At 60.3% G+C, this 23,154-nt stretch carries 22 protein-coding genes; 10 read left to right on the forward strand and 12 right to left on the reverse strand.

The window, feature by feature from the left end; genetic code table 11:
* Positions 1–172: 172 nt before the first annotated feature.
* Positions 173–685: a redoxin domain-containing protein gene (locus FH061_RS07235; protein WP_192804950.1), complete on the reverse strand. Its 513-nt coding sequence runs from the start codon at positions 683–685 to the stop codon at positions 173–175.
* A 789-nt stretch (positions 686–1,474) separates the two neighbouring features.
* Here FH061_RS07235 and FH061_RS07240 point away from each other — a divergent pair.
* The 4 genes from FH061_RS07240 to FH061_RS07255 all read left to right on the forward strand — a co-directional run bounded on the left by FH061_RS07240 (position 1,475) and on the right by FH061_RS07255 (position 4,974).
* On the forward strand, positions 1,475–2,710 hold the full coding sequence (locus FH061_RS07240) for a polyhydroxyalkanoate depolymerase (RefSeq protein WP_151634464.1): 1,236 nt from the start codon (positions 1,475–1,477) through the stop codon (positions 2,708–2,710).
* Positions 2,711–2,825: 115 nt separating this feature from the next.
* The gene (gene rsxB / locus FH061_RS07245; protein ID WP_404822430.1) at positions 2,826–3,608 is read left to right on the forward strand and encodes an electron transport complex subunit RsxB; all 783 of its coding nucleotides are present in this window, start codon (positions 2,826–2,828) and stop codon (positions 3,606–3,608) included.
* Positions 3,605–4,255 (forward strand): endonuclease III, encoded by a 651-nt coding sequence (nth, locus tag FH061_RS07250; RefSeq protein WP_151634468.1) that lies wholly within the window; start codon positions 3,605–3,607, stop codon positions 4,253–4,255. Before rsxB ends, nth begins: the two co-directional genes overlap by 4 nt.
* A 296-nt stretch (positions 4,256–4,551) precedes the next feature.
* On the forward strand, positions 4,552–4,974 hold the full coding sequence (locus tag FH061_RS07255) for a DUF1841 family protein (RefSeq protein WP_151634470.1): 423 nt from the start codon (positions 4,552–4,554) through the stop codon (positions 4,972–4,974).
* A gap of 51 nt (positions 4,975–5,025) precedes the next feature.
* Here the strand turns inward: FH061_RS07255 and FH061_RS07260 are convergent, their stop codons facing one another.
* The 6 genes from FH061_RS07260 to FH061_RS07285 form a co-directional block, all read right to left on the reverse strand.
* A complete protein-coding gene (locus FH061_RS07260) occupies positions 5,026–5,532 on the reverse strand; it encodes an Hsp20/alpha crystallin family protein (protein WP_151634472.1) in 507 nt (168 codons plus the stop codon).
* Between the two features lie 408 nt (positions 5,533–5,940).
* Positions 5,941–6,327 (reverse strand): Hsp20/alpha crystallin family protein, encoded by a 387-nt coding sequence (locus FH061_RS07265; RefSeq protein ID WP_151634474.1) that lies wholly within the window; start codon positions 6,325–6,327, stop codon positions 5,941–5,943.
* Between the two features lie 25 nt (positions 6,328–6,352).
* A complete protein-coding gene (locus FH061_RS07270) occupies positions 6,353–6,802 on the reverse strand; it encodes an Hsp20/alpha crystallin family protein (protein ID WP_151634476.1) in 450 nt (149 codons plus the stop codon).
* 254 nt (positions 6,803–7,056) lie between these two features.
* Positions 7,057–7,398, reverse strand: coding sequence for a c-type cytochrome (locus FH061_RS07275; protein WP_151634478.1), 342 nt, complete (start codon positions 7,396–7,398; stop codon positions 7,057–7,059).
* A gap of 12 nt (positions 7,399–7,410) precedes the next feature.
* The gene (locus FH061_RS07280) at positions 7,411–7,731 is read right to left on the reverse strand and encodes a c-type cytochrome (RefSeq protein WP_151634480.1); all 321 of its coding nucleotides are present in this window, start codon (positions 7,729–7,731) and stop codon (positions 7,411–7,413) included.
* A gap of 278 nt (positions 7,732–8,009) precedes the next feature.
* Complete coding sequence (locus FH061_RS07285; protein WP_151634482.1) at positions 8,010–10,178, reverse strand: preprotein translocase subunit TatB; 2,169 nt, start codon at positions 10,176–10,178, stop codon at positions 8,010–8,012.
* 114 nt (positions 10,179–10,292) lie between these two features.
* Between FH061_RS07285 and FH061_RS07290 the strand changes: the two genes are divergently transcribed.
* From FH061_RS07290 to FH061_RS07300, 3 genes are read left to right on the forward strand one after another with little or no spacing between them, the layout of a single operon-like run.
* Positions 10,293–11,147 (forward strand): AAA family ATPase, encoded by an 855-nt coding sequence (locus FH061_RS07290; RefSeq protein WP_151634484.1) that lies wholly within the window; start codon positions 10,293–10,295, stop codon positions 11,145–11,147.
* Positions 11,148–11,182: 35 nt separating this feature from the next.
* Positions 11,183–11,806: a GNAT family N-acetyltransferase gene (locus FH061_RS07295; protein WP_151634486.1), complete on the forward strand. Its 624-nt coding sequence runs from the start codon at positions 11,183–11,185 to the stop codon at positions 11,804–11,806.
* A complete protein-coding gene (locus FH061_RS07300; RefSeq protein ID WP_151634488.1) occupies positions 11,796–12,965 on the forward strand; it encodes a vWA domain-containing protein in 1,170 nt (389 codons plus the stop codon). Before FH061_RS07295 ends, FH061_RS07300 begins: the two co-directional genes overlap by 11 nt.
* Before the next feature lie 30 nt (positions 12,966–12,995).
* On the opposite strand, the gene FH061_RS07305 is transcribed toward FH061_RS07300, so the two are convergent.
* Complete coding sequence (locus FH061_RS07305) at positions 12,996–13,826, reverse strand: response regulator (protein ID WP_151634490.1); 831 nt, start codon at positions 13,824–13,826, stop codon at positions 12,996–12,998.
* Between the two features lie 332 nt (positions 13,827–14,158).
* Between FH061_RS07305 and FH061_RS07310 the strand changes: the two genes are divergently transcribed.
* From FH061_RS07310 to parC, 3 genes are read left to right on the forward strand one after another with little or no spacing between them, the layout of a single operon-like run.
* Positions 14,159–16,147 (forward strand): DNA topoisomerase IV subunit B, encoded by a 1,989-nt coding sequence (locus tag FH061_RS07310; RefSeq protein WP_151634492.1) that lies wholly within the window; start codon positions 14,159–14,161, stop codon positions 16,145–16,147.
* 10 nt (positions 16,148–16,157) lie between these two features.
* Entirely contained in the window at positions 16,158–16,934 is a 777-nt protein-coding gene (locus FH061_RS07315) for a lytic transglycosylase domain-containing protein (protein ID WP_151634494.1), read from the forward strand.
* A gap of 13 nt (positions 16,935–16,947) precedes the next feature.
* Positions 16,948–19,263 carry a DNA topoisomerase IV subunit A gene (gene parC, locus FH061_RS07320; RefSeq protein ID WP_151634496.1) on the forward strand — a complete coding sequence of 772 codons (2,316 nt, stop codon included), beginning with the start codon at positions 16,948–16,950 and terminating at the stop codon, positions 19,261–19,263.
* A gap of 176 nt (positions 19,264–19,439) precedes the next feature.
* On the opposite strand, the gene FH061_RS07325 is transcribed toward parC, so the two are convergent.
* The 4 genes from FH061_RS07325 to FH061_RS07340 form a co-directional block, all read right to left on the reverse strand.
* Positions 19,440–20,633, reverse strand: coding sequence for an aminotransferase-like domain-containing protein (locus FH061_RS07325; protein WP_151634498.1), 1,194 nt, complete (start codon positions 20,631–20,633; stop codon positions 19,440–19,442).
* 249 nt (positions 20,634–20,882) lie between these two features.
* Positions 20,883–21,716, reverse strand: coding sequence for a PhzF family phenazine biosynthesis protein (locus tag FH061_RS07330; protein WP_225984519.1), 834 nt, complete (start codon positions 21,714–21,716; stop codon positions 20,883–20,885).
* Between the two features lie 26 nt (positions 21,717–21,742).
* The gene (locus FH061_RS07335; RefSeq protein WP_151634500.1) at positions 21,743–22,201 is read right to left on the reverse strand and encodes a RidA family protein; all 459 of its coding nucleotides are present in this window, start codon (positions 22,199–22,201) and stop codon (positions 21,743–21,745) included.
* Positions 22,202–22,255: 54 nt separating this feature from the next.
* Positions 22,256–23,137, reverse strand: coding sequence for a DMT family transporter (locus FH061_RS07340; RefSeq protein WP_225984520.1), 882 nt, complete (start codon positions 23,135–23,137; stop codon positions 22,256–22,258).
* Between the last annotated feature and the right edge of the window lie 17 nt (positions 23,138–23,154).

A 23,154-nucleotide genomic window follows, 5' to 3' on the forward strand; every position in this document is an offset into this window, starting at 1 on the left:
ATTTGGCAAGCCGTTCGATGTAATTCGTTTCAATGCAAATCATCGGACGCCGTGCCGGTCCAATTGGCATGCTGTCCCATGCTGTTCAAATGGCATGTGGATTTCAAGCTTCGTGCAAATACGCGGCTGCTTGCCCGCTTCCGCGAGCAATCTGCTGCGCGAAACGACGAGCTTACTTTGCGCCCCACCTGGCAATCGTTCTTGATGTGATTACGCCGGAATAGGCAATTTTGTCTCCAGCAGCGTTGAACCAATAACTGCGGGGCTTCTCGCCATGCCATTTCGGGTCCAGCGCATAGCGCAACTGCTCGGCCGGCGCGTTGCCGAACGCCCAGGCATTACCGGCCAATCCCAGAGATTCAAGGCGCTGCCTCATCATTGCCACAGCATCGGGGTCACTGCTCGAATCGGTGGAAATCGTAACGACGTTCAAGGTCCGCCCTCTTCGCCTGCTGTTTTCCTCGCTCAAGTTCTTAAGGCTTGTCTGGCAATACACGCAATCGAGCGACCACACAACCACGACAAACGGCCTGCCTTGCTGGCTTTCGACAATGTGCTTCAAGGAATTGCTTTCAAACGCCTGGATTGGCGGAGCAGCCATGGCAAGATTGCCGATGGCCATGAGAAGCAGGACGGCACTCCTGCTGGCCGACCGGAGGATTGCCCTTTCATCAAATCCGTTCATGTTCATCCTTTCGTCCACTTGCTGCCATCTATCTTAACCAGGCCTCTGGCCTAAGGATGGCAGTTCAGAGGGTATTCGTATGTCGGATATTTCCATACAGATTGAAAATGGAACCAGCTTCCAGGTTCATCTTTGCCAATCGAAAACTCCAAGTCCCGATCCATCAGCACCAGTAAAAATTACACGACATCGGCATGTAATGGCGGACTAGACCCCTTCCTATTGAAAGAATGCTAATTTTTCCAGCTGAATTTTTCCAATTTTTCTAGGGTAAGTCCCTGTCCTTAGTTCCGATACAGGATGGCACGGCTTCTGCTTAGTAGAGTTCATCTTGTAAAGCAACACAAGGAGGCTGATTACAGCACACTGACTTCAATTTCCTGTGCCCGGTACGTCAAACCCGGTAGCAGAACGAAGCTGGCGATAAAACACCAAGGAACACCAAGCCGTTGCGGCCTTACGACAAATGCAGGTAATTGAATTAGACATAAAGCCAAGTCCATTAAAAAAGGGCTGTTGTAGATTCGCACCGTGTCACTATTTATCTTCAGAGGCGTAGCCGAAGCAGCTTCCATAGGACGTTGCGATCATGCTGACTTATGCTATGTTACTTAACAGAAATTTGAATTCTGCCATGCAATACTTCGTACCGCTGCATAGTTGTCTTACATACGAACGGTTGCACTATTTATTTCTTCAAAAGGCCTGAAAGTTGCCTTTGATATATTGCACTGCAGAAAATTTCTATTCAGAATCTAGCGACACCGGTCATACCTCAAAGAGGCCACTATGCTTTACCAATTTCACGAATTAAACCGTACTTTCCTGAACCCGCTCATCCAGTGGGCTGAAGCCTCCGCCAAGCTGTTCACGAACCCGGTATCGCCTCTTGCACATACGCCTTTTGCCCAGCGCATTGCGGCCGGCTACGAATTGCTTTACCGGCTCGGGAAGGATTACGAAAAGCCCGAGTTCGGCATCAAGACAGTCCCTGTCGCAGGCAAGGCCGTCGGCGTATTTGAAGAGATTGCAGAACAAAAGCCGTTTTGCCGGCTCATCCATTTCAAGAAGGACCTGAGCGACGCCCAGTTCGCCGACCTGAAACAGCCCACCGTGCTGCTGGTGGCGCCGCTGTCGGGGCATCATTCGACCCTGCTGCGCGATACAGTGCGTGCCCTGCTGTCCGAGAATGACGTATATATCACCGACTGGACCGATGCGCGCATGGTGCCGCTCTCGGAAGGCGCTTTTCACCTGCATGATTACATCTACTATGTGCAGGATTTCATTCGCCGCCTGGGTCCGGACGTGCATGTCATCTCCGTGTGCCAGCCGACCGTCCCGGTCCTCGCTGCCATCTCGCTGATGGCCAGCGCCAACGATCCGAAGCTGCCCAAGACAATGACCATGATGGGCGGCCCGATCGATCCGCGCAAGTCTCCGACTGCGGTCAACGATCTGGCAACCAAGAAACCCTTCTCCTGGTTTGAAACCAAGGTGATCTACAGCGTGCCGGCCAACTATCCCGGTTTCGGACGCAAGGTTTATCCCGGCTTCCTGCAGCATGCGGGCTTTGTTGCAATGAACCCTGGGCGCCATGCGCAGAGCCACTGGGATTTCTACATGCACTTGCGCGCCGGAGACAACGAGTCGGCTGAAGAACATCGCAAGTTCTATGATGAGTACAATGCCGTGCTCGACATGCCCGCCGAGTATTACCTGGAAACAATCAAGACCGTATTCCAGGAATTCAATCTGCCGAAAGGCACATGGGAAGTTGAAGGCAAGCTGGTACGTCCGCAGGACATCAAATCGGTGGCCCTGTTTACCATCGAAGGCGAACTGGACGATATCTCAGGCGCCGGCCAGACGCAGGCGGCACACGACTTGTGCTCCAGCATCCCGAAAAACAAGAAACTTCACTTTACCGCACCCAAGTGCGGACACTACGGCATCTTTTCCGGCCGCCGCTGGCGTGAAGTCATCTGCCCGAAAATCGGCGAATTCATCAGGGCAAATGCCTGATTGCCGTAATCGGTCCAGTCGTTTCCCCAAAGCCGTTCACCCAGGTGAGCGGCTTTTTTATTTGTAGCATGCCCGGTTTCCCCGGATAATCCTGTTTTTTATTGCAGAACCTGCCGTGTCTCATTCACCCGCCCTTGCCGACCAGCTGGAAGACCTGCTGCCGCAAACCCAATGCACGAAATGCGGCTATCCGGCCTGCCGTCCCTATGCCGAGGCGCTGGCAAGCGGCGACGCCTTGCATAACCAGTGCCCGCCCGGCGGCATGGAAGGCGTGGCGCGCCTGGCCGCTGTCCTGGGCAAGCCAGTCATACCGCTCAATCCCGCCAATGGCATCGAGCGTCCAAGGCCGGTCGCCGTGATCGACGAAAGCCTGTGCATCGGCTGCACCTTGTGCATTCAGGCCTGTCCGGTCGACGCCATCGTGGGCGCAGCCAAGCAGATGCATACCGTCGTGCCGGAACTGTGCACCGGCTGCGACCTGTGCGTCGCCCCCTGCCCCGTCGATTGCATTGCGATGGTCGATGTGACGCTCGGACGCACCGGCTGGGATGCCTGGTCGCAGGCCGAAGCCGATGCGGCAAGGGAAAGGCATCAGTTCCGCACCTTACGCCTGCGGCGGGAAAAGGAAGAAAACGACGCTCGCCTTGCCGCGAAAGCGGCGGCAAAACTGAAGGCGGTAGAGAACGAACCAATCCTGACTCCGGAAGAGAAAGCCGCGCAGGAACGCAAGAAGGCAATCATCCAGGCCGCCATGGAGCGCGCCCGCCTGCAGAAGGAAAAGATGGCGATGGCCTCGGCATCCCGCCCGACCGGCCTCGATGATGTTTCGGCTGGAGTCCGGAAGCAGATCGCCGACATCAACCACAAGCTGGAAGCACAAGCCAAAGACGAGCAATGAACGCAGAAAAACGCCTGGAAATCTTCAGACGCTTTCGTGAAGCGAATCCGCATCCAACGACCGAACTGGAATACACGACGCCATTCGAACTGCTGATTGCAGTGATACTTTCGGCCCAGGCGACCGACGTCTCGGTCAACAAGGCAACGCGGAGGCTTTATCCGGTCGCCAATACGCCGGCTGCCTTGCATGCGCTTGGGGTGGAAACGCTGGAAAGCTACATCAGGACGATAGGCCTGTACCGCACCAAGGCAAAGAATGTGATTGAAACCTGCCGCATTCTTGTCGAGCAGCATGGCGGCGAAGTGCCTCGCTCGCGGGAGGCCTTGCAAGCCCTTCCCGGAGTCGGGCGGAAAACCGCCAATGTGGTGCTCAACACGGCATTCGGGGAACCGACGATTGCCGTGGACACGCATATTTTCCGTGTTTCCAACCGAACCAATATCGCACCCGGCAAGGATGTCGATGAAGTCGAACGCAAGCTGCTGAAGTTCGTCCCGGCGGAGTACCGGCATGATGCCCATCATTGGCTTATCCTGCATGGCCGCTATACCTGCATCGCGCGCAAGCCGCAGTGCTGGAATTGCGTTGTCGCCGATCTGTGTGAATACAAAGACAAGACACCCTTGCCGGAAAAGGGAGTGTAGCGTCTGTTATGAACCCGGCAATGGCGTCCGGGAGACGTCGCAACGGGCCGGATGCAAGGGGTGACGACGCGAAAGTACGAGTTGCGACGCGGCGGATGGCCACCTTTGGCAGCAGCCAGACCTCTTATCGGGCGCATGACAGGCTCCAGGATACCGGGGCTTTCCAGAGTCCGGCATGCCTGGCTTCCTGTATCAACCGTCTCTTGCATATCCGATTTCCGCACCCATCTCCGGACTGCTTTCGAAAAGTTTGCCGGAAAACCTTACCCAGCGAATTTCACGTTAATTGGAATCCCATGTTTACGCCTTCCCAGCACGATGTGCGCCGCTTTTTCTGCGAAACTTACCGCAAGGTTCGCGCCAATGAAATCCTGACGCCATTGGAGGCGATTGCACGCGACTGGATCATCCAGCATGAAGAATATGCGGATGCCCTTTCCAACGTGGATGAGGCGCTCGCTGCCGATTATTCGGTCGAGCGCGGGCAGACCAATCCCTTCCTGCATCTGTCCATGCACCTGTCGATCGCGGAACAGATTTCGATCGACCAGCCGCCCGGCATCCGCGCCGCATTCCTCGGGTTGGCGCAGCGGCTGGGCTCCGAACATGATGCGCAGCACGAGATGATGGAGTGCCTCGGCGAAATGATCTGGAATTCGCAGCGCAGCGGCTTGCCTCCGGATGGGGCCGCCTATATCGAATGCGTGAAGCGGCGCTGAATCACTGCTTGTCCGTCTCGTGGCGATTCGCGCCGCCTTATACCGTTCGGATCAGTCGACCCGAATCGTCGTCCGGCGCGGTTTTTCGAATTCCGCCTTCGGCAATTCAATCCGCAATACGCCGTTCCGGTAGGTCGCCTGTGCCTGGTCGGCAAGGACGGCCACCGGCAAGGGCACGACCCGGCGGAAGCTGCCATAGGCACATTGCAGCACCCGGTATCTGCCCTCGGTATTTTCCTGCTCGAAGCGTTTCTCGCCATGGACAATCAATGCCCCGTCCTGCACTTCGATATCCAGGTCATTCTTGTCCATGCCCGGCACTTCCAGCCTGACGACAACTCTTCGCTCATCCTCGAACAGGTCGCCGCCCAGCATGGACCAGGTACCGGATGGAATAAAAAAGGCGTCATCGACTTGCGTCTTCAGCGGCAGATTCGTGCTGCTGCCCGGTTTGAAACCGGTCAAGGCGCTCGAGGCCGATTGCCGCAGATGCTGCCAGCCTTCCGAGACTGAATCCCAGAAAGAGGAAATTCCCTGCTTGAGTTCATCGAGTTTCATATGGATTTCCTTTCACACTGTGTCACCGTCGAACGTTGCCGCACTGCCGGACCGTTTAGCGCCTTGCCTGAAACCGTGATTCGAGCCTGTCATGCATCTCGCAAGGGTGTGCGGGGATGTCAGAACGGCGCGGAGGCAAGGCGTGACGACGCGACAGTAACGAGTGAGAGCTCGGATTCACAACGCGGCGATGGCACGTTCCAATGTCCTCCGGCCTCTTATGGGGTGCATGACAGGCCCTAATGGTGCGAGTTAACAATTTGTTGATCAAATGGCGGGCGAGAATCATGCCGATACTGCGTCAACAATGCGCGCAACGATTGGCAAAGGCGCGGCCTTGCTGTGCTTTTTCCTTGTCTCGACATGATTTCGCCACATTGGCTTGCAACAAATTGCAAACCCGCACCACTAGGCTATCGAAATTTCAATCTTGCGCGGTTGGGCATGCTCGGCCTTCGGAATGCGCAGCGTCAGAACGCCGTTTCTGAGCTCCGCCGTCGCCTTCTCGCTGTCCAGTTCCCGGGATAGCGCAAAGACACGCCGATATCGCGGCAAGCGCACTTCCACGTGGTTGGACTCCATGCTCTCCGGAGTCTCCAGGCGCATCTCGCCCTCAATCGTCAGGCTGTCGGATTCAAGTTGCAGGCTCAAGCCCTCCCTTGAAACGCCTGGCAGATCGGCAAGCAGGGTAATGCCGGATGCATCCTCGAAGACATCGACTGCGGGCAGCAGTGCCGCTTCCGATGTAGCAGCTTCCAATGAGCGCTGATTGGCCATGCTGTTGTTTGCATTCATGATGAACCTCCTGCTGGTATCGCCATTACTGAACCATGATCCGACGGGGTTGCGGCGCTTGCCGGCGCTTGATGCTGATTCGCAGCACGCCGTCGCGATATTGCGCATTGACGCTGTCCGGATTCACGTCGTCTTCCGGCAGGCTGACGACACGCCGGAAGCGGCCGGTGAAGCGTTCATTGATGTGCATGGATGTCCGTTCCTCTCGCTTCCCGGCGGCAGGCGCATCGGACTGCCTTTCACCGGCAATGGTCAGGACATTGCGTTCAAGATTGACTTCAATGGATTGCGGATCCAATCCGGGAACGAACGCGTAAAGCTCAAGGGTTTGCGGAGTACGCCCGACATTAATCGCGGGAAAGCTTCCTGCGCCGGTGCCCCGTATGTTCGGCACGCTGTCGAAGGCCTGCTGCATGTCGTGCTGAAGCCGTTCGAACTCGGCGAACAGGTCGCGCGGGAACATGGATCGATACATGATGATGTCCTCCGTGAATGATGAACTATTCAACCGGGCCGTACCAGCCCGGTCGCAGAATCGATATAGGGGTCGACGATGAAAATTTCAACGCCTGGGCATTCGTTCCGCGGCGCGGGACCATATCGAGGAACAGGCGGGAATACCTGCATGAAAACCATGCGGGAAATTCATGGGGCAAATAAAAAAGCCACGGAACCGTGGCTTCTTGGAGGAACCTGCCGGCGATGCAACCGCCGGGCGGCTGGCGCCGATTACTTGCGCAGCACCAAGGAACCCGGCAGGCTGTGCAGATAGGCCGCGATGTTCTGGATGTCCTGACGGGACAGCGGCTTGGCTTGCGCACCCATGATCGCATTGCCGCGGCCATTGGCGCCATCACCGCCGCGCTTGTACGCGATCAATGACTGCTCCAGGTAATCCTGATGCTGACCGGCCAGCTTCGGATAGCTGGGATCGATAGGCGTGTTGTAATCCTTGCCGTGGCAGGATGCGCAGTTGTACTTTTCCGCCGCGGCCTTGCCTGCTTCGACATTGCCACCGGCGATCGCATTGAACGACAGCAGCACGGCAGCGACTGCAAAAATCCTTTTCATTGTCCGTCCCCCTTATTTCTGCTGAGCGTAGTAAGCCGCGACATCGGCAATGTCCTGATCCGTCAGGCCGGCCGCAATACCGCGCATGCTGGGATGCTTGCGCTCGCCCTTCTTGTACGCATTCAAGGCGCTCTCAATATATTTTGCCGACTGGCCACCGATCATCGGCACCTGGTAGACCTCGGGGAATGTGGCTTTGTAACCCGGAATGCCGTGGCAGCCGATACACATTGCCACCTTGTTTTCCGCCGCCTTGGGATTGCCAACCACGTCGGCTGCAGCAGCGAGATTAGCCATACCCGCAAGCGCGAGAAGCGCAAAGATTTTTTTCATAATAGCTGGGGTAATTAATATGAATTTTCAAAACTTATCCGCAAGGGATGGATTGCCTTGCCGATTCTGCCGAAGACCAGGGAAGGAAACAGCGGAAACACGCCGGACCGGTCAAACCAGATCGCTTACGGATAAATTTTGTATGCGACACCGCCGTCTCCGCCGGGTGTTGCTTTTACGCACCAAAACCGCTTAATTCTACATTAAGACTTTGGAGCAGTCCACGCCGGACGTTGAACCAGGCGAAATGAACTGCTCCCTGTTGCAATTGGAGGCAATCAGCGGTCCGATCCGGTCCGCCGTTCGGCCTCCCCCGTTCCGTCAACCTCTTCGGGCGCCGGCGATGGCAACTCGGCCGGAGCATGTGCTTCGGCAATACGCTGCCGCCGTTCCGGGAAAAGATATTTCCACGGCGCAGAGGCCAGTCGCCGCAACACAGCCCACGCCACGATGCGCCGCATGCGCAGCGGAATACCGCGAGCCCGCAACGCCAGGCCGAGCGAACAGGCGAATCCGACTCCAACGTTGAACACGCCCGTCAGCAGTATGCCGCCTGCGGCAAGCCAGAAGGCGGGAGTGAGCAGTACCTCCCAGCCAAGACTGGATGCGGCCGCGGTCAGCGTGCCGGCCGCAAGGGTGATGTGCCGCACATCGAGAGGCATGCCGAAGAACTGGAGCAGGACGGGCGACATGCCCATCAGCAGCGCCAGCGACAATATTCCCGCGATGTGCGCAAAGCGGGCTTCCATCCAGCGCGCAAACCGTTCCGCCCGCACCGGGCCGAACACATGTACCAGGCGGCGCTGATGCGCCAGGGCGTCGCACAATTTACGCAGCGCGAACCAGTTGTCGGCAAATCCCGCCGCCAGGCTCGAAAGCCAGAGCAGAATGCCGGTGAATGCGGCGTACAGCGGGGTCGGGCCCAGCAGGGACAGCGACTCGATGGCGGCAACCGCTTTCTCGGGCTGCATCGCCGGGACATCGGCGATCAGCAGCCATCCGGCCGCAATGACCAGCATGGTCGGCACCACCGTGACCAGATTGCCGAATACGGCGGCTGCCTGCGATCGCAGTATCGAGGCGATTTCCTCGAGCAGCTTGCGCAGCCCGTCCACCGTATCGAGCGCATGCATCTTCGCCGCCAACGCGGGACCGGTAACGGCAGGCTGCGTCGCCGCCAGCGTGCCGCCAGCGGCGGAAATGGCAAGGAAGCCGGCGGCATAATTCATGGACGCGAACGCGCCTTCGAAAAATCGGGCGGTGCCGCCCACGGGAAGAAATGCCTTTACAAGGGCAGTGATGGCTGTCACGGCTCCGCCCCGTGCAGCCGATGTGAAGATGGAACGGTATCCGCCGTCGTCGCGTGCGACATACTGTTCGCCGCGATCCGCGTTGCGCTCCACCATTTTTCTCGCCAGCAGCGAAAAGCTGCGGCTGACCAGACCGTGCACCGACGAACGGCGATGATGCGCTTCGATCAGGTCGACCAGCAAGGCATGGATCTGATCGGAGGACTGTTCGGCCGCAAGCGCGGCGCGCAGGTCGATCAGGCGGGTCATGCGCAGCAGCTGCGCCCGCATTCGCTCGACCTTGTACACCAGGCCCACCGACACGCCGTGCTCGTCGAGATGCGCATAGATCCGGTCCGTCTGCGCCTGGCAGACGGCGATCAGCATGCGCACGCTGCGCAATGCCGCTTCGTCGCGCGGACCGGCCATCAGGTACTTTTCCAGCTCGCGCCGCAGCGCCATGAAAGGTGTGGCCTGCAGCGGCATGTGCGGCTCGAGCCGATGCCGGAATTCCAGGCTGATGCCGGTGGCGATGATCATGGTCACGAGATAGATCAGCGCCTCGTCGAGCTGCTGCTGGACGCCATGGGAAATGCCGTCGTCGGCACACAGCTTCCAGATCCGGTAAAGCGTTGCCTGATCGAGGCCAAGCAGCCAGTCGGCATCGGCGGCATCCGGAAACATCGCTGCAAACAAGACGGACAGCTCCTGTTTCGCCGCGGCCTTCGGCAATATCAGCCGGGTGATGCGCTCCCAGAGTTCGCTGAAGAAGGCCGGCTCGCGCGGCAGTCCGGTCGCGGAAAACAATTCCGGGCCAACCGCCTCGCGCAGCGTTTTCTGCAAGGTGGTCTGCACGATCCGCTTGACATCGCGGTTGTTGTCGAGCCAGTCGAGCAGGAATTGCGTGCGTTGCTGCTTGGCTCGCCGCACCACGTCGGCAATGTCCCTTCCCGGACGGATATGCGTAGGCGGACGGCGCAGCCAGATGCCGATGTCGATCATCCAGTTGGCGCGCTCGCTCCAGGAAGCAAATGGACTGGCCCGGCGCATGAGCGCCTCGATCTGGGGAATGTAGCGAAGCTGATGCTCGTTGTGCTGCGGTGAAGTGCGTCGAAAGCGACGCCACATCACCCGGAACTTCATGAGGGTTATTTTCATCGTGTGGCTATTTGAAAGGAAAAGGCCATAACTGCGCCCTATATCCGGCCTTCAGCCGGGCTGCGGTTTCTCGCTTATACTTGTTTGTATCTTCTTCCTGATGAATAACATGCCATGCGACAAGAAACGCGCTTCGAAGGTTCCCAGAATTACGTTGCCACGCAGGATCTGAAACTGGCGGTCAATGCCGCGCTGACGCTGCAGCGGCCATTGCTGATCAAGGGCGAGCCGGGCACCGGCAAGACCATGCTCGCAGAAGAAGTGGCGGCGGCTCTCGGCATGCCGCTGCTGCAGTGGCACATCAAGTCGACCACCAAGGCGCAGCAGGGTCTGTATGAATACGATGCGGTGTCGCGCCTGCGCGATTCCCAGCTCGGCGACGAGCGCGTCAAGGATATTCACAACTACATCGTCAAGGGCGTGCTGTGGCAGGCCTTCACTTCCGACCAGCAGGTGGTGCTGCTGATCGACGAGATCGACAAGGCCGACATCGAATTCCCCAATGATCTGCTGCGCGAACTCGATCGCATGGAATTCTATGTGTACGAGACGCGCGAAATGGTCAAGGCCAAGAACCGTCCTCTCGTCATCATCACCTCCAACAACGAGAAGGAATTGCCGGACGCCTTCCTGCGCCGCTGCTTCTTCCATTACATCAAGTTCCCCGACAAGGACACGATGGAGCAGATCGTGGATGTGCACTTCCCCCAGCTGAAGAAGGAGTTGCTGGCGCAGGCGCTGCAGACCTTCTATGAAGTGCGCGACGTGGCGGGCCTCAAGAAGAAACCGTCGACGTCGGAGCTTCTGGACTGGCTCAAGCTGCTGCTGGCGGAAGATATTCCCCCGGAAGCGCTGCGCAGCAAGGACGCGAAGAACGTCGTGCCGCCGCTGCATGGCGCGCTGCTGAAGAACGAACAGGATGTGCATCTGTTCGAGCGCCTGGTATACATGTCGCGCACCAATCGCTGATCACCGACGCATCCTGACGCCATGAGCCTTCGCCTATGAGCTTCGTTGAACCCGTCACGCTGCAAGGACGGCATGCCACGCTGGAACCGCTGGCGCCCGAGCATGAGGAAGACATCCGCGAGTCCGTCCGTGACGGCGAACTGTGGAAACTGTTCTTCACCATGGTGCCCGCGCCGGAAGGCATAGGCAACTATATCGCCCAGCTGCTGGCATTGCGCGAGCGCGGACTCGCCTTTCCCTTTGCGGTTCGCGACAATGCGAGCGGCAAGGTCATCGGCGGCACGCGTTATCTGAATATCGATGCGGCCAACCGCCGTGTCGAAATCGGCGGCACCTGGTATGCCGGACGCATGCAGCGCACCGGCATCAACACCGAATGCAAGCTGATGCTGCTTGAGCATGCGTTCGAACGGCTGGACTGCATCGCGGTCGAGTTCCGCACCGACTGGTTCAACAAGCGCTCGCAGGCCGCCATCGAACGGCTCGGCGCCAAGCGCGACGGTCTCCTGCGCAACCACATGATCATGGCTGACGGGCGCATTCGCGATACGGTGGTGTACAGCATCATTCGCAGCGAATGGCCCGGCGTGAAAACCAACCTGCAGTTCAAGCTTGAAGCGGGAGCAGCATCATCGACACGAGGGCACCATGCTGATTGATTTCTTCTTTACGCTCAAGGACGCGAAAATTCCGGTATCGATCAAGGAATTCCTGATCCTGCTGGAAGCCATGCAGAAGAGCGTCATCAATCCTTCGCTCGACGAATTCTATTTTTTGTCGCGCACCACGCTGGTCAAGGACGAAGCGCACTACGACAAATTCGACAAGGCCTTCGGCCTTTATTTCCGCGGCATCGATGCCATCTTCGAGAAGCATCCGGAAATTCCGCTCGAATGGCTGCAGAAGCGCATGGAGCGCGAGCTGACCCCGGAGCAGAAGGCCGCCATCGAGAAGTTCGGCTATGACAAGCTGATGGATCGCCTGAAGGAATTGCTGAAGGAGCAGAAGGAGCGCCATGAAGGCGGCAGCAAGTGGATCGGCACCGGCGGCACCTCGCCCTTCGGCAACGGCGGGCAGAACCCGGAAGGCATCCGCATCGGCGGCGAAGGCGGAAACCGCACGGCGGTCAAGGTCTGGGAAGCGCGCTCCTACCGCGATTACGACGATGAACGCGAACTCGGCACCCGCAACATCAAGGTGGCGCTGCGCCGCCTGCGCAAGTTCGCGCGCGAAGGCGCGGAGGAGGAACTGGCGCTCGACGACACCATCCGCGCCACCGCCAACAATGCCGGCTATCTCGACATCAAGATGCAGCCGGAGCGCAAGAACAACATCAAGGTGCTGATGCTGCTGGATGTCGGCGGCACCATGGACGACCACATCGCCCGCACCGAAGAACTGTTTTCCGCGGCGAAGACCGAATTCAAGAACATGGAATTCTTCTACTTCCACAACTGCGTCTACGACTACCTGTGGAAGAACAACCGGCGCCGCCACGCGGAGCGGTTTCCGACCTGGGACATCCTGCGCAAGTATCCGCCGGATACCAAGCTGATCTTCGTCGGCGACGCCACCATGAGTCCCTACGAGATTCTTCAGCCGGGCGGCTCGGTCGAATACAACAACGAGGAAGCCGGCGCGGAATGGCTGCAGCGTTTCACCGGCACCTTCCCGAAATTCATCTGGCTCAATCCGGAGCCGGAAGGTCTGTGGCAGTACCGTCAATCGATTTCGGTGATACGGCAACTGATGAACAACCGCATGTTTCCGGTGACGATCGAGGGCCTGGAACGCGGCATGCGCATGCTGAGCAAGTAGGCGCTTCCCCGCCTGGCGAGATGCGGATTCTCAGCGGGTCTGGGGAAGATACTTTTTCATCACCGTGAGCAGGTGATGGTTCGCGATCGGCTTGTTGAGGAAACCTTCGACGCCGACATAGCGGGCTTGCTGCCTGTCGTATTCCGCCGGATTGCCGAGCAGGAGAATGACGGTCGTCTTGATTGGAGAATCCTTTTCCTTGATGCCCCAGCACAATCGATACGGATCGACGCCCGGGGTCGATGTATTGATCATGACCACCGCCATCGGAATCGTCCGGCACAGTTCCACGGCTGTCGCCTCGTCGGTTGCCCACAACACCGGGACCCGCTGCCGCGCCAGGAGTTCGGACAGGTAATCGCGCGAAACGCTGCTCTTGTCGATGACCAGCACCGCGCCATTTGCCGGGATCCTGCCGCGCAACTGTTCATATTCGGCTGGATGGGTGAGGTCGATATCCGGCCGCGGGCGCCGCCGGCGCTCCGTCACCGTGACGACATCCGATGCCTCGAGCCGCGACAAGGCATCGGCCCGCCGCTCAATCAGACGATCAAGCACTTCGAAAAGGCCGCTCCAGCTGAACGGGATATCGATCCGGGGATAATCCAGCTGAATCGCAGGTTGCCCGATGAGCAGCGCCGGGCGCAGCTCGGAGGGACGCAAATGCGCCAGCGTGGCCAGCGCCCCGAGATGGGAAGCGGCTGCAATATGAAGATCCGGATCCTGCAGGTTGTCATCATCCAGCCGGACATAATCGAAACCCTTCCCTTGCCTCTCCGCAAATGCGGTATCGAAGGCATCGGCTTCCTGTGGACCGAATCCCAGGAGGCGTACGGCAAATGGAAAGGTTTGAGCGGACATGATGTTGCATTCTATAAATTTTTTCCCAGGGCGTAATACCACAACTGAATTCTGTAGCAATTACATCGCTTTTTGGCTGTGGCAATGGAAATAAATCTTTCCTTCATTGCCAACACGACAATGAAAAGCCGATGCGACAACCGTGCCCGAGTGCCTTCCCAATGTCCACTTCAGGTTGCATAAGGGTGAACTATCCCCATATACCGTAGGCTGGATGTTGCAATCCCACGCAGTACCAAGCCCTCGCCGGCCTCAATTTTCATTAGAATGCTGGGGGACTTATGTTTAAATACCTTCCCTTTGGAAATTCCCATTTTTGATGTCTTCATTGCATGGCCACTAAAAAATCCTCCGCGTCCGATTACAGCGAATCGTCAATCCGGGTCCTGAAAGGTCTGGAGCCGGTAAAGCAGCGGCCGGGCATGTACACCCGCACCGAGAATCCGCTGCACATCATCCAGGAAGTCATTGACAATGCTTCCGACGAAGCGCTTGGCGGACATGGCAAGAACATCATCGTCACGCTCAATGGCGATGGCAGCGTCAGCGTCGAAGACGACGGCCGCGGCATCCCGGTCGGCCTGCATCCCGAAGAGAAAGTGCCGACGGTGGAAATCGTCTTTACCCGCCTGCACGCGGGCGGCAAGTTCGACAAGGGTTCGGGCGGCGCCTATTCCTTCTCCGGCGGCCTGCACGGCGTGGGCGTATCGGTGACCAATGCCCTCTCCTCCCGCCTGGAAATCTCGGTGTGGCGCGAAGGCGGCTTCCATCAGCTCGTGTTTGCCGACGGCGATGTCGTGCAAAAGCTGAAGTCGCGTCCGCTCGCCAGGGAGGAAAAGAAATCGGGCACCCGCGTCACCGTCTGGCCGAACGGCAAGTATTTCGACTCGTCGGCCATTCCCATGGGCGAACTGCAGCGACTCCTGCGCTCCAAGGCGGTGCTGCTGCCGGGCGTGAAGGTAACGCTGGTGAACGAGAAGAACGGCGACACGCAGACCTGGCAATACGACCAGGGCCTGCGCGGCTACCTGCTCGAATCGCTGGCTCAGGCCTCGCATGCCGATCCGCTGATTCCGCTGTTCGAAGGCCAGCAATACGCCGGCGCCGATACCGAAGGCTTTGCCGAGGGCGAAGGCGCTGCATGGGTGGTGGCCTGGACCGAGGAAGGCAACGTGGTGCGGGAATCCTACGTCAACCTGATTCCGACGCCGGCCGGCGGCACGCATGAAGCCGGCCTGCGCGAGGGCTTGTTCAATGCCGTCAAGAGCTTCGTCGAAATGCATGCGCTGCTGCCCAAGGGCGTCAAGCTGCTGCCGGAAGACGTGTTTGCCCGGGTCTCCTTCGTGCTGTCGGCCAAGGTGCTCGACCCGCAGTTCCAGGGCCAGATCAAGGAGCGCCTGAATTCGCGCGATGCGGTGCGCCTGGTCGCAACCTATACCAAGCCGGCGCTGGAGTTGTGGCTGCACCAGCATGTCGATTACGGCAGGAAGCTGGCGGAACTGGTCATCAAGCAGGCGCAGTCGCGCCTGCGTTCGGCGCAGAAGGTCGAGAAGAAGAAGTCCTCCGGCGTGGCGGTGCTGCCCGGCAAGCTGACCGACTGCGAATCGGACGACGTCACCCGCAACGAGATCTTTCTCGTCGAGGGCGATTCCGCAGGCGGCTCGGCCAAGATGGGGCGCGACAAGGAATTCCAGGCCATCCTGCCGCTGCGCGGCAAGGTGCTCAACTCCTGGGAAACCGAGCGCGACCGCCTGTTCGCCAACAACGAGATCCATGACATCGCGGTGGCGATCGGCGTCGATCCGCACGGTCCGAACGACACGCCGGACCTGTCCGGCCTGCGCTACGGCAAGATCTGCATCCTGTCCGATGCGGACGTCGACGGCTCGCATATCCAGGTTCTGCTGCTGACCCTGTTCTTCAAGCACTTCCCGCAGCTGATGGCGCGCGGCCATATCTGCGTGGCGCGTCCGCCGCTGTACCGGGTCGATGCGCCGGCGCGCGGCAAGAAGCAGGCGCAGAAGCTGTACGCGCTGGACGACGGCGAACTCGAAGCGATCGAGGACAAGCTGCGCAAGGACGGCTTGAAGGAAGGCGCGTGGAGCATTTCCCGCTTCAAGGGCCTGGGCGAGATGAATGCCGAACAGTTGTGGGAAACCACGATGAATCCGGATACGCGCCGCCTGCTGCCGGTGTCGCTGGGTGATTTCGACCTTGCCGCTTCCGAGTCGCGCTTCAACATGCTCATGGGCAAAGGCGAAGCCGCCGCACGCCGCGCCTGGCTGGAAGAGCATGGCAACGAGGCGGAAGCCGATATCTAAGCCCATACGCATGAAACGACTGGCCGCCATTGCCGCCCTGTGCATCGCCTTTGCCGCTCCGGCTGTCAGGGCGGATATCTATGGCTACGTCGATGCGGACGGCATTGCACACTTTTCCACTGAAAAGCTGGATGAGCGCTACCAGCTGTTCCAGCGCGGGAATGCCTCGTTCGATTCCGCGCAGCTCGGTTCTTCGGCCAGGGCAGCCGCCGTGGAAAGCGGCGACACGCCGTTGTCGCGTTATCTTTCACGCCATCCCGGCCTGGCGAAGGTGGAACCGCTGCTGAAGGAGGCGGCCGAGGAATTTTCGATCGACCCGGCATTGCTGAAAGCAGTAATGGCCGCCGAGTCGGGCTTCAATCCGAATGCAGTGTCTCCGAAGGGCGCGATCGGCCTGATGCAGGTGATGCCCGCGACCGCGGAACGCTATGGGCTGCAGGGCGACCGCAAGCGCACGCTGGAACAGAAGCTGGCCGATCCGAAAACCAACATCCGCCTCGCGGCGCGCTACCTGCGCGATCTGCACAAGCTGTTTCCGTCGCGGCCGGAACTGGTGGTCGCTTCCTACAACGCCGGCGAAGGCGCGGTGCAGAAGTACCGGAACAACATTCCGCCCTACCCGGAGACGCGCAACTATGTGCAGATCGTCAAGCAGTTCTACCAGATCTACAAACCGGCGGCACAGTCGCTGACGGTAGCGGCGCTGGACAGCGAGAGCGGCGGCGCCAAGCGCATTCACATGACGATTCCCGGGCGCCGCAACATGCCGGCGTCCGTACTAGAGTGACTCAAGAACCACGATGACAGAACAAGCGAACCTGTTTGAAAACATGCCCTCAGGCGACGGCGAAGCGCTGACGCTGGCGACCTTCGCCGAACGCGCCTATCTCGATTACGCAATCTCGGTGGTCAAGGGCCGCGCCCTGCCCGACGTCAGCGACGGCCAGAAGCCGGTGCAGCGCCGCATCCTGTATGCGATGCATGAGCTCGGCCTGAACTCCACCGCCAAGCCGCGCAAGTCGGCGGCCGTGGTCGGCGACGTGCTCGGCAAGCTGCATCCGCACGGCGACCAGTCGGTATACGACGCGCTGGTGCGCATGGCGCAGTCATTCTCGCTGCGCTATCCGCTGATCGACGGCCAGGGCAACTTCGGTTCCCGCGACGGCGACGGCGCGGCGGCGATGCGCTATACCGAAGCCCGCCTGACGCCGATCTCGCGCCTGCTGCTGGACGAGATCGACATGGGCACCGTCGATTTCGCGCCCAACTATGACGGCACGTCGGAAGAGCCGAAGCTGCTGCCGGCGCGCCTGCCCTTCGTGCTGCTCAACGGCGCCTCCGGCATCGCGGTCGGCCTGGCCACGGAAATTCCTTCGCACAACCTGACCGAAGTGGCGAGGGCTGCGGTGGCGATGATCCGCAATCCCAAGATCACGCATGCGGAACTGATGGAACTGGTCCCCGGCCCGGATTTCCCGGGCGGCGGCCAGATCATCACCCCGACCTCGGCCATCTCGGAAATGTACGAGAACGGCCGCGGCACGCTCAAGGTGCGGGCACGCTGGAAGATCGAAGACCTGGCGCGCGGCCAGTGGCAGGCGGTCGTCACCGAGCTGCCGCCCGGCACCTCGGCGCAGAAGGTGCTCGAGGAAATCGAGGAGCTCACCAATCCCAAGGTCAAGACCGGCAAGAAGTCGCTGCTGCCGGACCAGCTGGCGATGAAGCAGATGGTGCTCGGCGTGCTCGACACGGTGCGCGACGAATCCGGCAAGGATGCGCCGGTGCGCCTGGTTTTCGAACCGAAATCGAAGAACCAGGACCAGACGGAATTCATGAACATCCTGCTGGCCAACACTTCGCTCGAAAGCGGCAGCTCGATCAACCTCGTCATGATCGGCGGCGACGGTCGTCCGCGCCAGAAAGGCCTCGGCCACATCCTGCGCGAATGGATCGATTTCCGCTTCGCGACGATCACCCGCCGCACCCAGTTCCGCCTGCGCAAGGTCGATGACCGCATCCATATCCTGGAAGGCCGCGAGGCGGTGCTGCTCAACATCGACAAGGTGATCAGGATCATCCGCGAATCGGACGAACCGAAACCGGCGCTGATGCAAGCCTTCAAGCTGTCGGACCGGCAGGCCGAGGACATCCTTGAAATCCGCCTGCGCCAGCTGGCGCGGCTGGAAGCGATCAAGATCCAGCAGGAACTGGATGAATTGCGCAAGGAAAAGACCACGCTGCATGATCTGCTCGACAATCCGGCGTCGATGAAGCGGCTGGTGATCAAGGAAATCGAGACCGATGCGAAGCAGTTCGGCGATGCTCGCCGCACCCTGATCAAGGAAGCCGAACGCGCCAGCGTCGAACAGAAAGTCATCGACGAGCCGGTGACCGTGGTGATCTCGCAGAAGGGCTGGGTGCGCGCACGCGGCGGCCATGGCCACGACCCGGCGCAATTCACCTTCAAGGCGGGCGACACCCTGTACGGCACCTTCGAATGCCGCACCGTCGATACCCTGCTCGCCTTCGGTTCCAACGGCCGCATCTACTCGGTGCCGGTCACATCGCTGCCGGGCGCGCGAGGCGACGGCGTGCCGGTGACGACGCTGCTCGAACTGGCCAGCGGCTCGCGCCTGCTGCACTACTTCGTCGGCCCGGCGGATACCACGCTGCTAATGGCATCGACGGCCGCTTACGGCTTCACTGCCAAGGCCGGCGACATGGTCAGCCGGATCAAGGCGGGCAAAGCCTTCCTGACGCTGGAGGAAGGCGATGAACCGGTCGCTCCGCGCATCGTGGAAGGCAATGCCAGCGCGATTGCCTGTCTGTCCGAAAAGGGACGCCTGCTGGTGTTCGGCCTGGACGAGGTGAAGTACCAGCCGGGCGGCGGACGCGGCGTGATCCTGATGGAACTGGAGCCGAACGAGAAGCTGCTGGCGGCCCAGCCGATCAGCCAGAAGGGCGTGACCGTGGTCGGCATGGGCCGCGGCGGCAAGGCGCAGGAACTCAGCCTGTCGGCTTCCGTGCTGGCGCCGCATATCGGCAAGCGCGCACGCAAGGGCAAGAGCCTCGAAGGAACGAAGATCAAGCCCGCAGCACTGTTGCCTAATCAGTAATCGCGTCGGTCCGCGTAGCAACAACGGGCGTTTTCTCTTGCGGGAAGACGCCCGTTTTTCATGCCCGGTTGGCAAAGGCAAAAGCGCGAAAAATAGCAGGGCTCCGGGGAGCGGCAAAGCAAAACGCCCCGGCTGGCGGGGCGTCTTTATTGACTTCCAGATCTAAAGAGCAGAGCTTAGAGCTTCGCGGCGATCAGCTTGCCGAGGCGCTCCACGCCTTCGCGGATCTTCGCCGGCGGCACGGTCACGAAGGACAGGCGCAGCGTGTTCTGCTCCGGCGCATTTGCATAGAACGGCGCGCCGGGCACGAAGGCCACCAGCTGTTCGATCGACTCGTCGAGCAGCTTCATGCTGTCGATATGCTTGGGCAGCGTCACCCAGATGAACATGCCGCCTTCCGGCCGGGTCCAGGTGACCGACGAGGGGAAGAATTCGGTCAGCGCATCGAGCATTGCCTGGCACTGGTCTGCGTAAAGCTTACGGATGGTGGGAATGTGCTCGGTGAGGAAACCGTCCTTGATGGTTTCATAGACGACCATCTGCGTCAGCGTCGCGGTATGCAGGTCGGCGGCCTGCTTGGCCTGCTCCAGCTTGCGGATCAGCGGGACCGGTGCGACCACGTAGCCAAGGCGAATGCCCGGTGTCAGCACCTTGGAGAAGGAGCCCATGTAGATCACGCCGTTCGGGTTCATGGTCAGCAGCTTCTGCAGCGGCTCGCCGCGGTAGCTGAGCGCGCCGTAGGGATCGTCCTCGATCAGCGGCAGGCCGAGGCGGGCGCAGGCTTCGACCAGCGCGATGCGGCGTTCGAGCGGCATAGTGCGGCCGGTGGGGTTCTGGAAATTCGGGAGTGCGTACAGCAGGCGCGCGCCTTGTGCGAGGCCGGCGACATGCTCAGGCAGAAGACCGTTCTCGTCGGTAGGTACCGAGACGAATTCCGGACGGTAGACGGAGAAGGCCTGCAATGCGCCGAGATAGCTCGGCGTCTCGACCAGCACGCGGCTGCCTTCATCGACCAGCACCTTGGCCAGCAGGTCCAGGCCCTGCTGTGAGCCCGACACCATCAATACCTGCTCGGGAACGATCTTGGCGCCATCGGTGGACAAGGAATCGGCGATCCACTGGCGCAGCGGCAGATAACCGTCGGAAGGACCGTATTGCAACGCCACCTTGCCCTGCTTCGACAGGACGCTGTCGAAGACGGTGCGCATGCGCTCGACCGGGAAGGTTTCAGGCGAAGGCAGGCCGCCCGCAAATGAGATCACCTCGGGACGCGCGGTCACCTTGAGGATTTCTCGGATGGCCGAGCTCTGCAGCTGTTCGGCGCGCTCGGAGAATTGCCATTGGATCGGGGTCGGATTTTCCATTTTCATACTTGTCTCACTGGGTTGATGGCAAATGGCGCAACTCGCATTCACCGTGTACGCATTCGCCTTTATTAAGCTCCGCTTGTGGCGGACTTCTGCCGAACCGGCATCGGGTAGACGCCGGCCGGAACCGAGAATTGTAGTGCATGCGGCCCATAATGGGCGGTGTTCATTTCAACTGCAGGACAGTTTTACAGGCTCCGCCCGGCGAGAATTGCAAGAACGTTACTGTCCGTACTGCGGTTTCATTCTTTTTCAGGCAACGATGCTGCCTTCAATGCAACTGACCGCCTGTCCGGCGAGCCAGATGGTGTCGCCGTCATGCGTGATGCGGATATGTCCATCCCTGCCGACGCATCGGCCCTGTCGCGCGCGGTAATCCTGCGCGCCGCGCCGTTGGCGCAGGTAACAGGCTACCGCGCCGTTGCCGCTGCCGCACACCGGGTCTTCGGGAGTGCCTTCATGCGGCGCGAAGGAACGCACTTCCGGCGTTTCGCCCTCCATGCCGAAGAGCGTGATGCCATTGGTCTGTGCCCGCCGCGCCACCGCGGCGATGCCTTCCATCGACGGCCGGAGCGTACGCAGCAGCTCGCCGCTGGCCACCTGCCCTGTCAGCCATACGATGCCGAGATCGACCGCGACGGGCGCAGCCAGCAGCGGTGCGCCGATCGCCTTTTCTACGGCCGCGCGCACGTCATCATCCGCCGGCCGCATGCGGGCCTGCGGCAAGGCGAGCGCGATGCCGTCTCCGCCAGTCCGCAGTCGCACCAGGCCGACGCCGCATTCCTGCAGCAGCTCGCCCGGCCGCTTCGGTGCATAACCGGAAGCCAGCACCGCATGCGCGCTGCCGATGGTCGGATGCCCGGCAAAGGGCAGCTCGCTTCCGGGGCAGAAGATGCGCAGCCGGTAATCGGCCGCAGGCGTCGCCGGCGCGCAGACAAAGGTGGTCTCGGACAAATTGGTCCAGCGCGCGATGGCTTGCATCTGTTCGCTCGTCAGGCCGTCGCCGTCGAGCACGACGGCGACCGGGTTGCCCTGATAGGGAACGGTCGTGAATACATCCACCTGCCTGAAGCGTCGCTGGATCATGGCGGTCCGTGAAAAGGAAAAGAGCGTTAAGCGAGTTCGGCGATCAGCTCGATCTCGACGCAGGCGCCCAGCGGAATCTGGGCCACGCCGAATGCGGAACGGGCATGCTTGCCCTGCTCGCCGAAGACTTCGCCGAGGAGTTCGGACGCACCGTTGGTCACGAGATGCTGCTCGGTGAATTCCGATGTGGAATTCACCAGGCTCATTACCTTGACGATGCGCTTGACGCGGTTGAGGTCGCCGCCGCAGGCCGCCTGCAGGGTGGCCATCAGGTCGACGGCGACGGCGCGGGCCGCCAGCTTGCCCTCATCGGTCGTCATGTTCTTGCCGAGCTGGCCGACCCAGGGCTTGCCGTCCTTCTTGGCGATATGGCCGGAGAGATAGACGGTATTGCCGGTCTGCGCATACATGACATAGGCGGCGGCGGGCGCGGCGACTGCGGGCAGTTCGATGTTCAGGGTTTTCAGTTTGTCGTAAAAGGACACGATGGACTCCAAGTCAGGTGTGAAAGGTCATGGTTGAGGCGCTCATTCTACCGGTCAGCGCCGGATGCCCATGCGCCGGCCGACCGCGACCACCGCGATCACCGCCAGCGCGAACAGGATGTTGCGCGCGTCCAGCGATTCGCCGAGGATCAGCGCTGCGCCGATGAGCGTCATGAAGGGTTGCAACAGCTGCACCTGCCCTACCCGCGCGATTCCGCCCAGCGCGAGACCTTTATACCAAAAGAAAAACCCAATAAACATCGAAAATAAGGACACATAGCCGAATCCTATCCAGGCGCGCGGCGATGCCTCCAGGCCATAATTCCAGCTCAGCCACAGCGTGATCGGCAGCAGCACCGGCATGGACAGTACCAGCGCCCAGGAAATGACCTGCAGCCCGCCCATGTCCTGCGACAGGCGGCCGCCCTCGGCATACCCCATGGCGGCGGCGACCACGGCGGCGAACAGCGCGAGATCGGCCAGGTGGAATTCACCTCCTCCTTGCCACAGCGCAAATCCGATCACCAGGGCGCTGCCGGCGACGGCCGCGATCCAGAAACCGGCGGAAGGACGCTCGCCGAAACGCAGCGCGCCGAACAGCGCGGTGGCCAGCGGCAGGATGCCGACCACCACCGCGCCATGCGACGCCGGAACGTAGCGCATGGCAATCGAGCTGAATACGGGGAAGCCGATCACCACGCCGAGAGCGGTCACCGCCAGCGCGCGCCACTGCCGCGGCGTCGGACGCGGCGCCCCCAGCCACCAGAGCAGCGCGGCGGAACAGATGGCGGCAACCACCGCGCGCCCCAGCGCTACCAGCACCGGATTGAGTTCGGCGACGGCCATGCGGGTGAAAGGCAGCGTCAGGCTGAAAATGCCTACGCCTGCCAGTCCGAGCCACATGCCCCGGCTTTCCTGCGTCATGCTTGTGTTCATATGTTGTTCCCGAGCCT

It is taken from the genome of Noviherbaspirillum aerium (assembly GCF_008929045.1).
Lineage (GTDB): Bacteria > Pseudomonadota > Gammaproteobacteria > Burkholderiales > Burkholderiaceae_D > Noviherbaspirillum > Noviherbaspirillum aerium.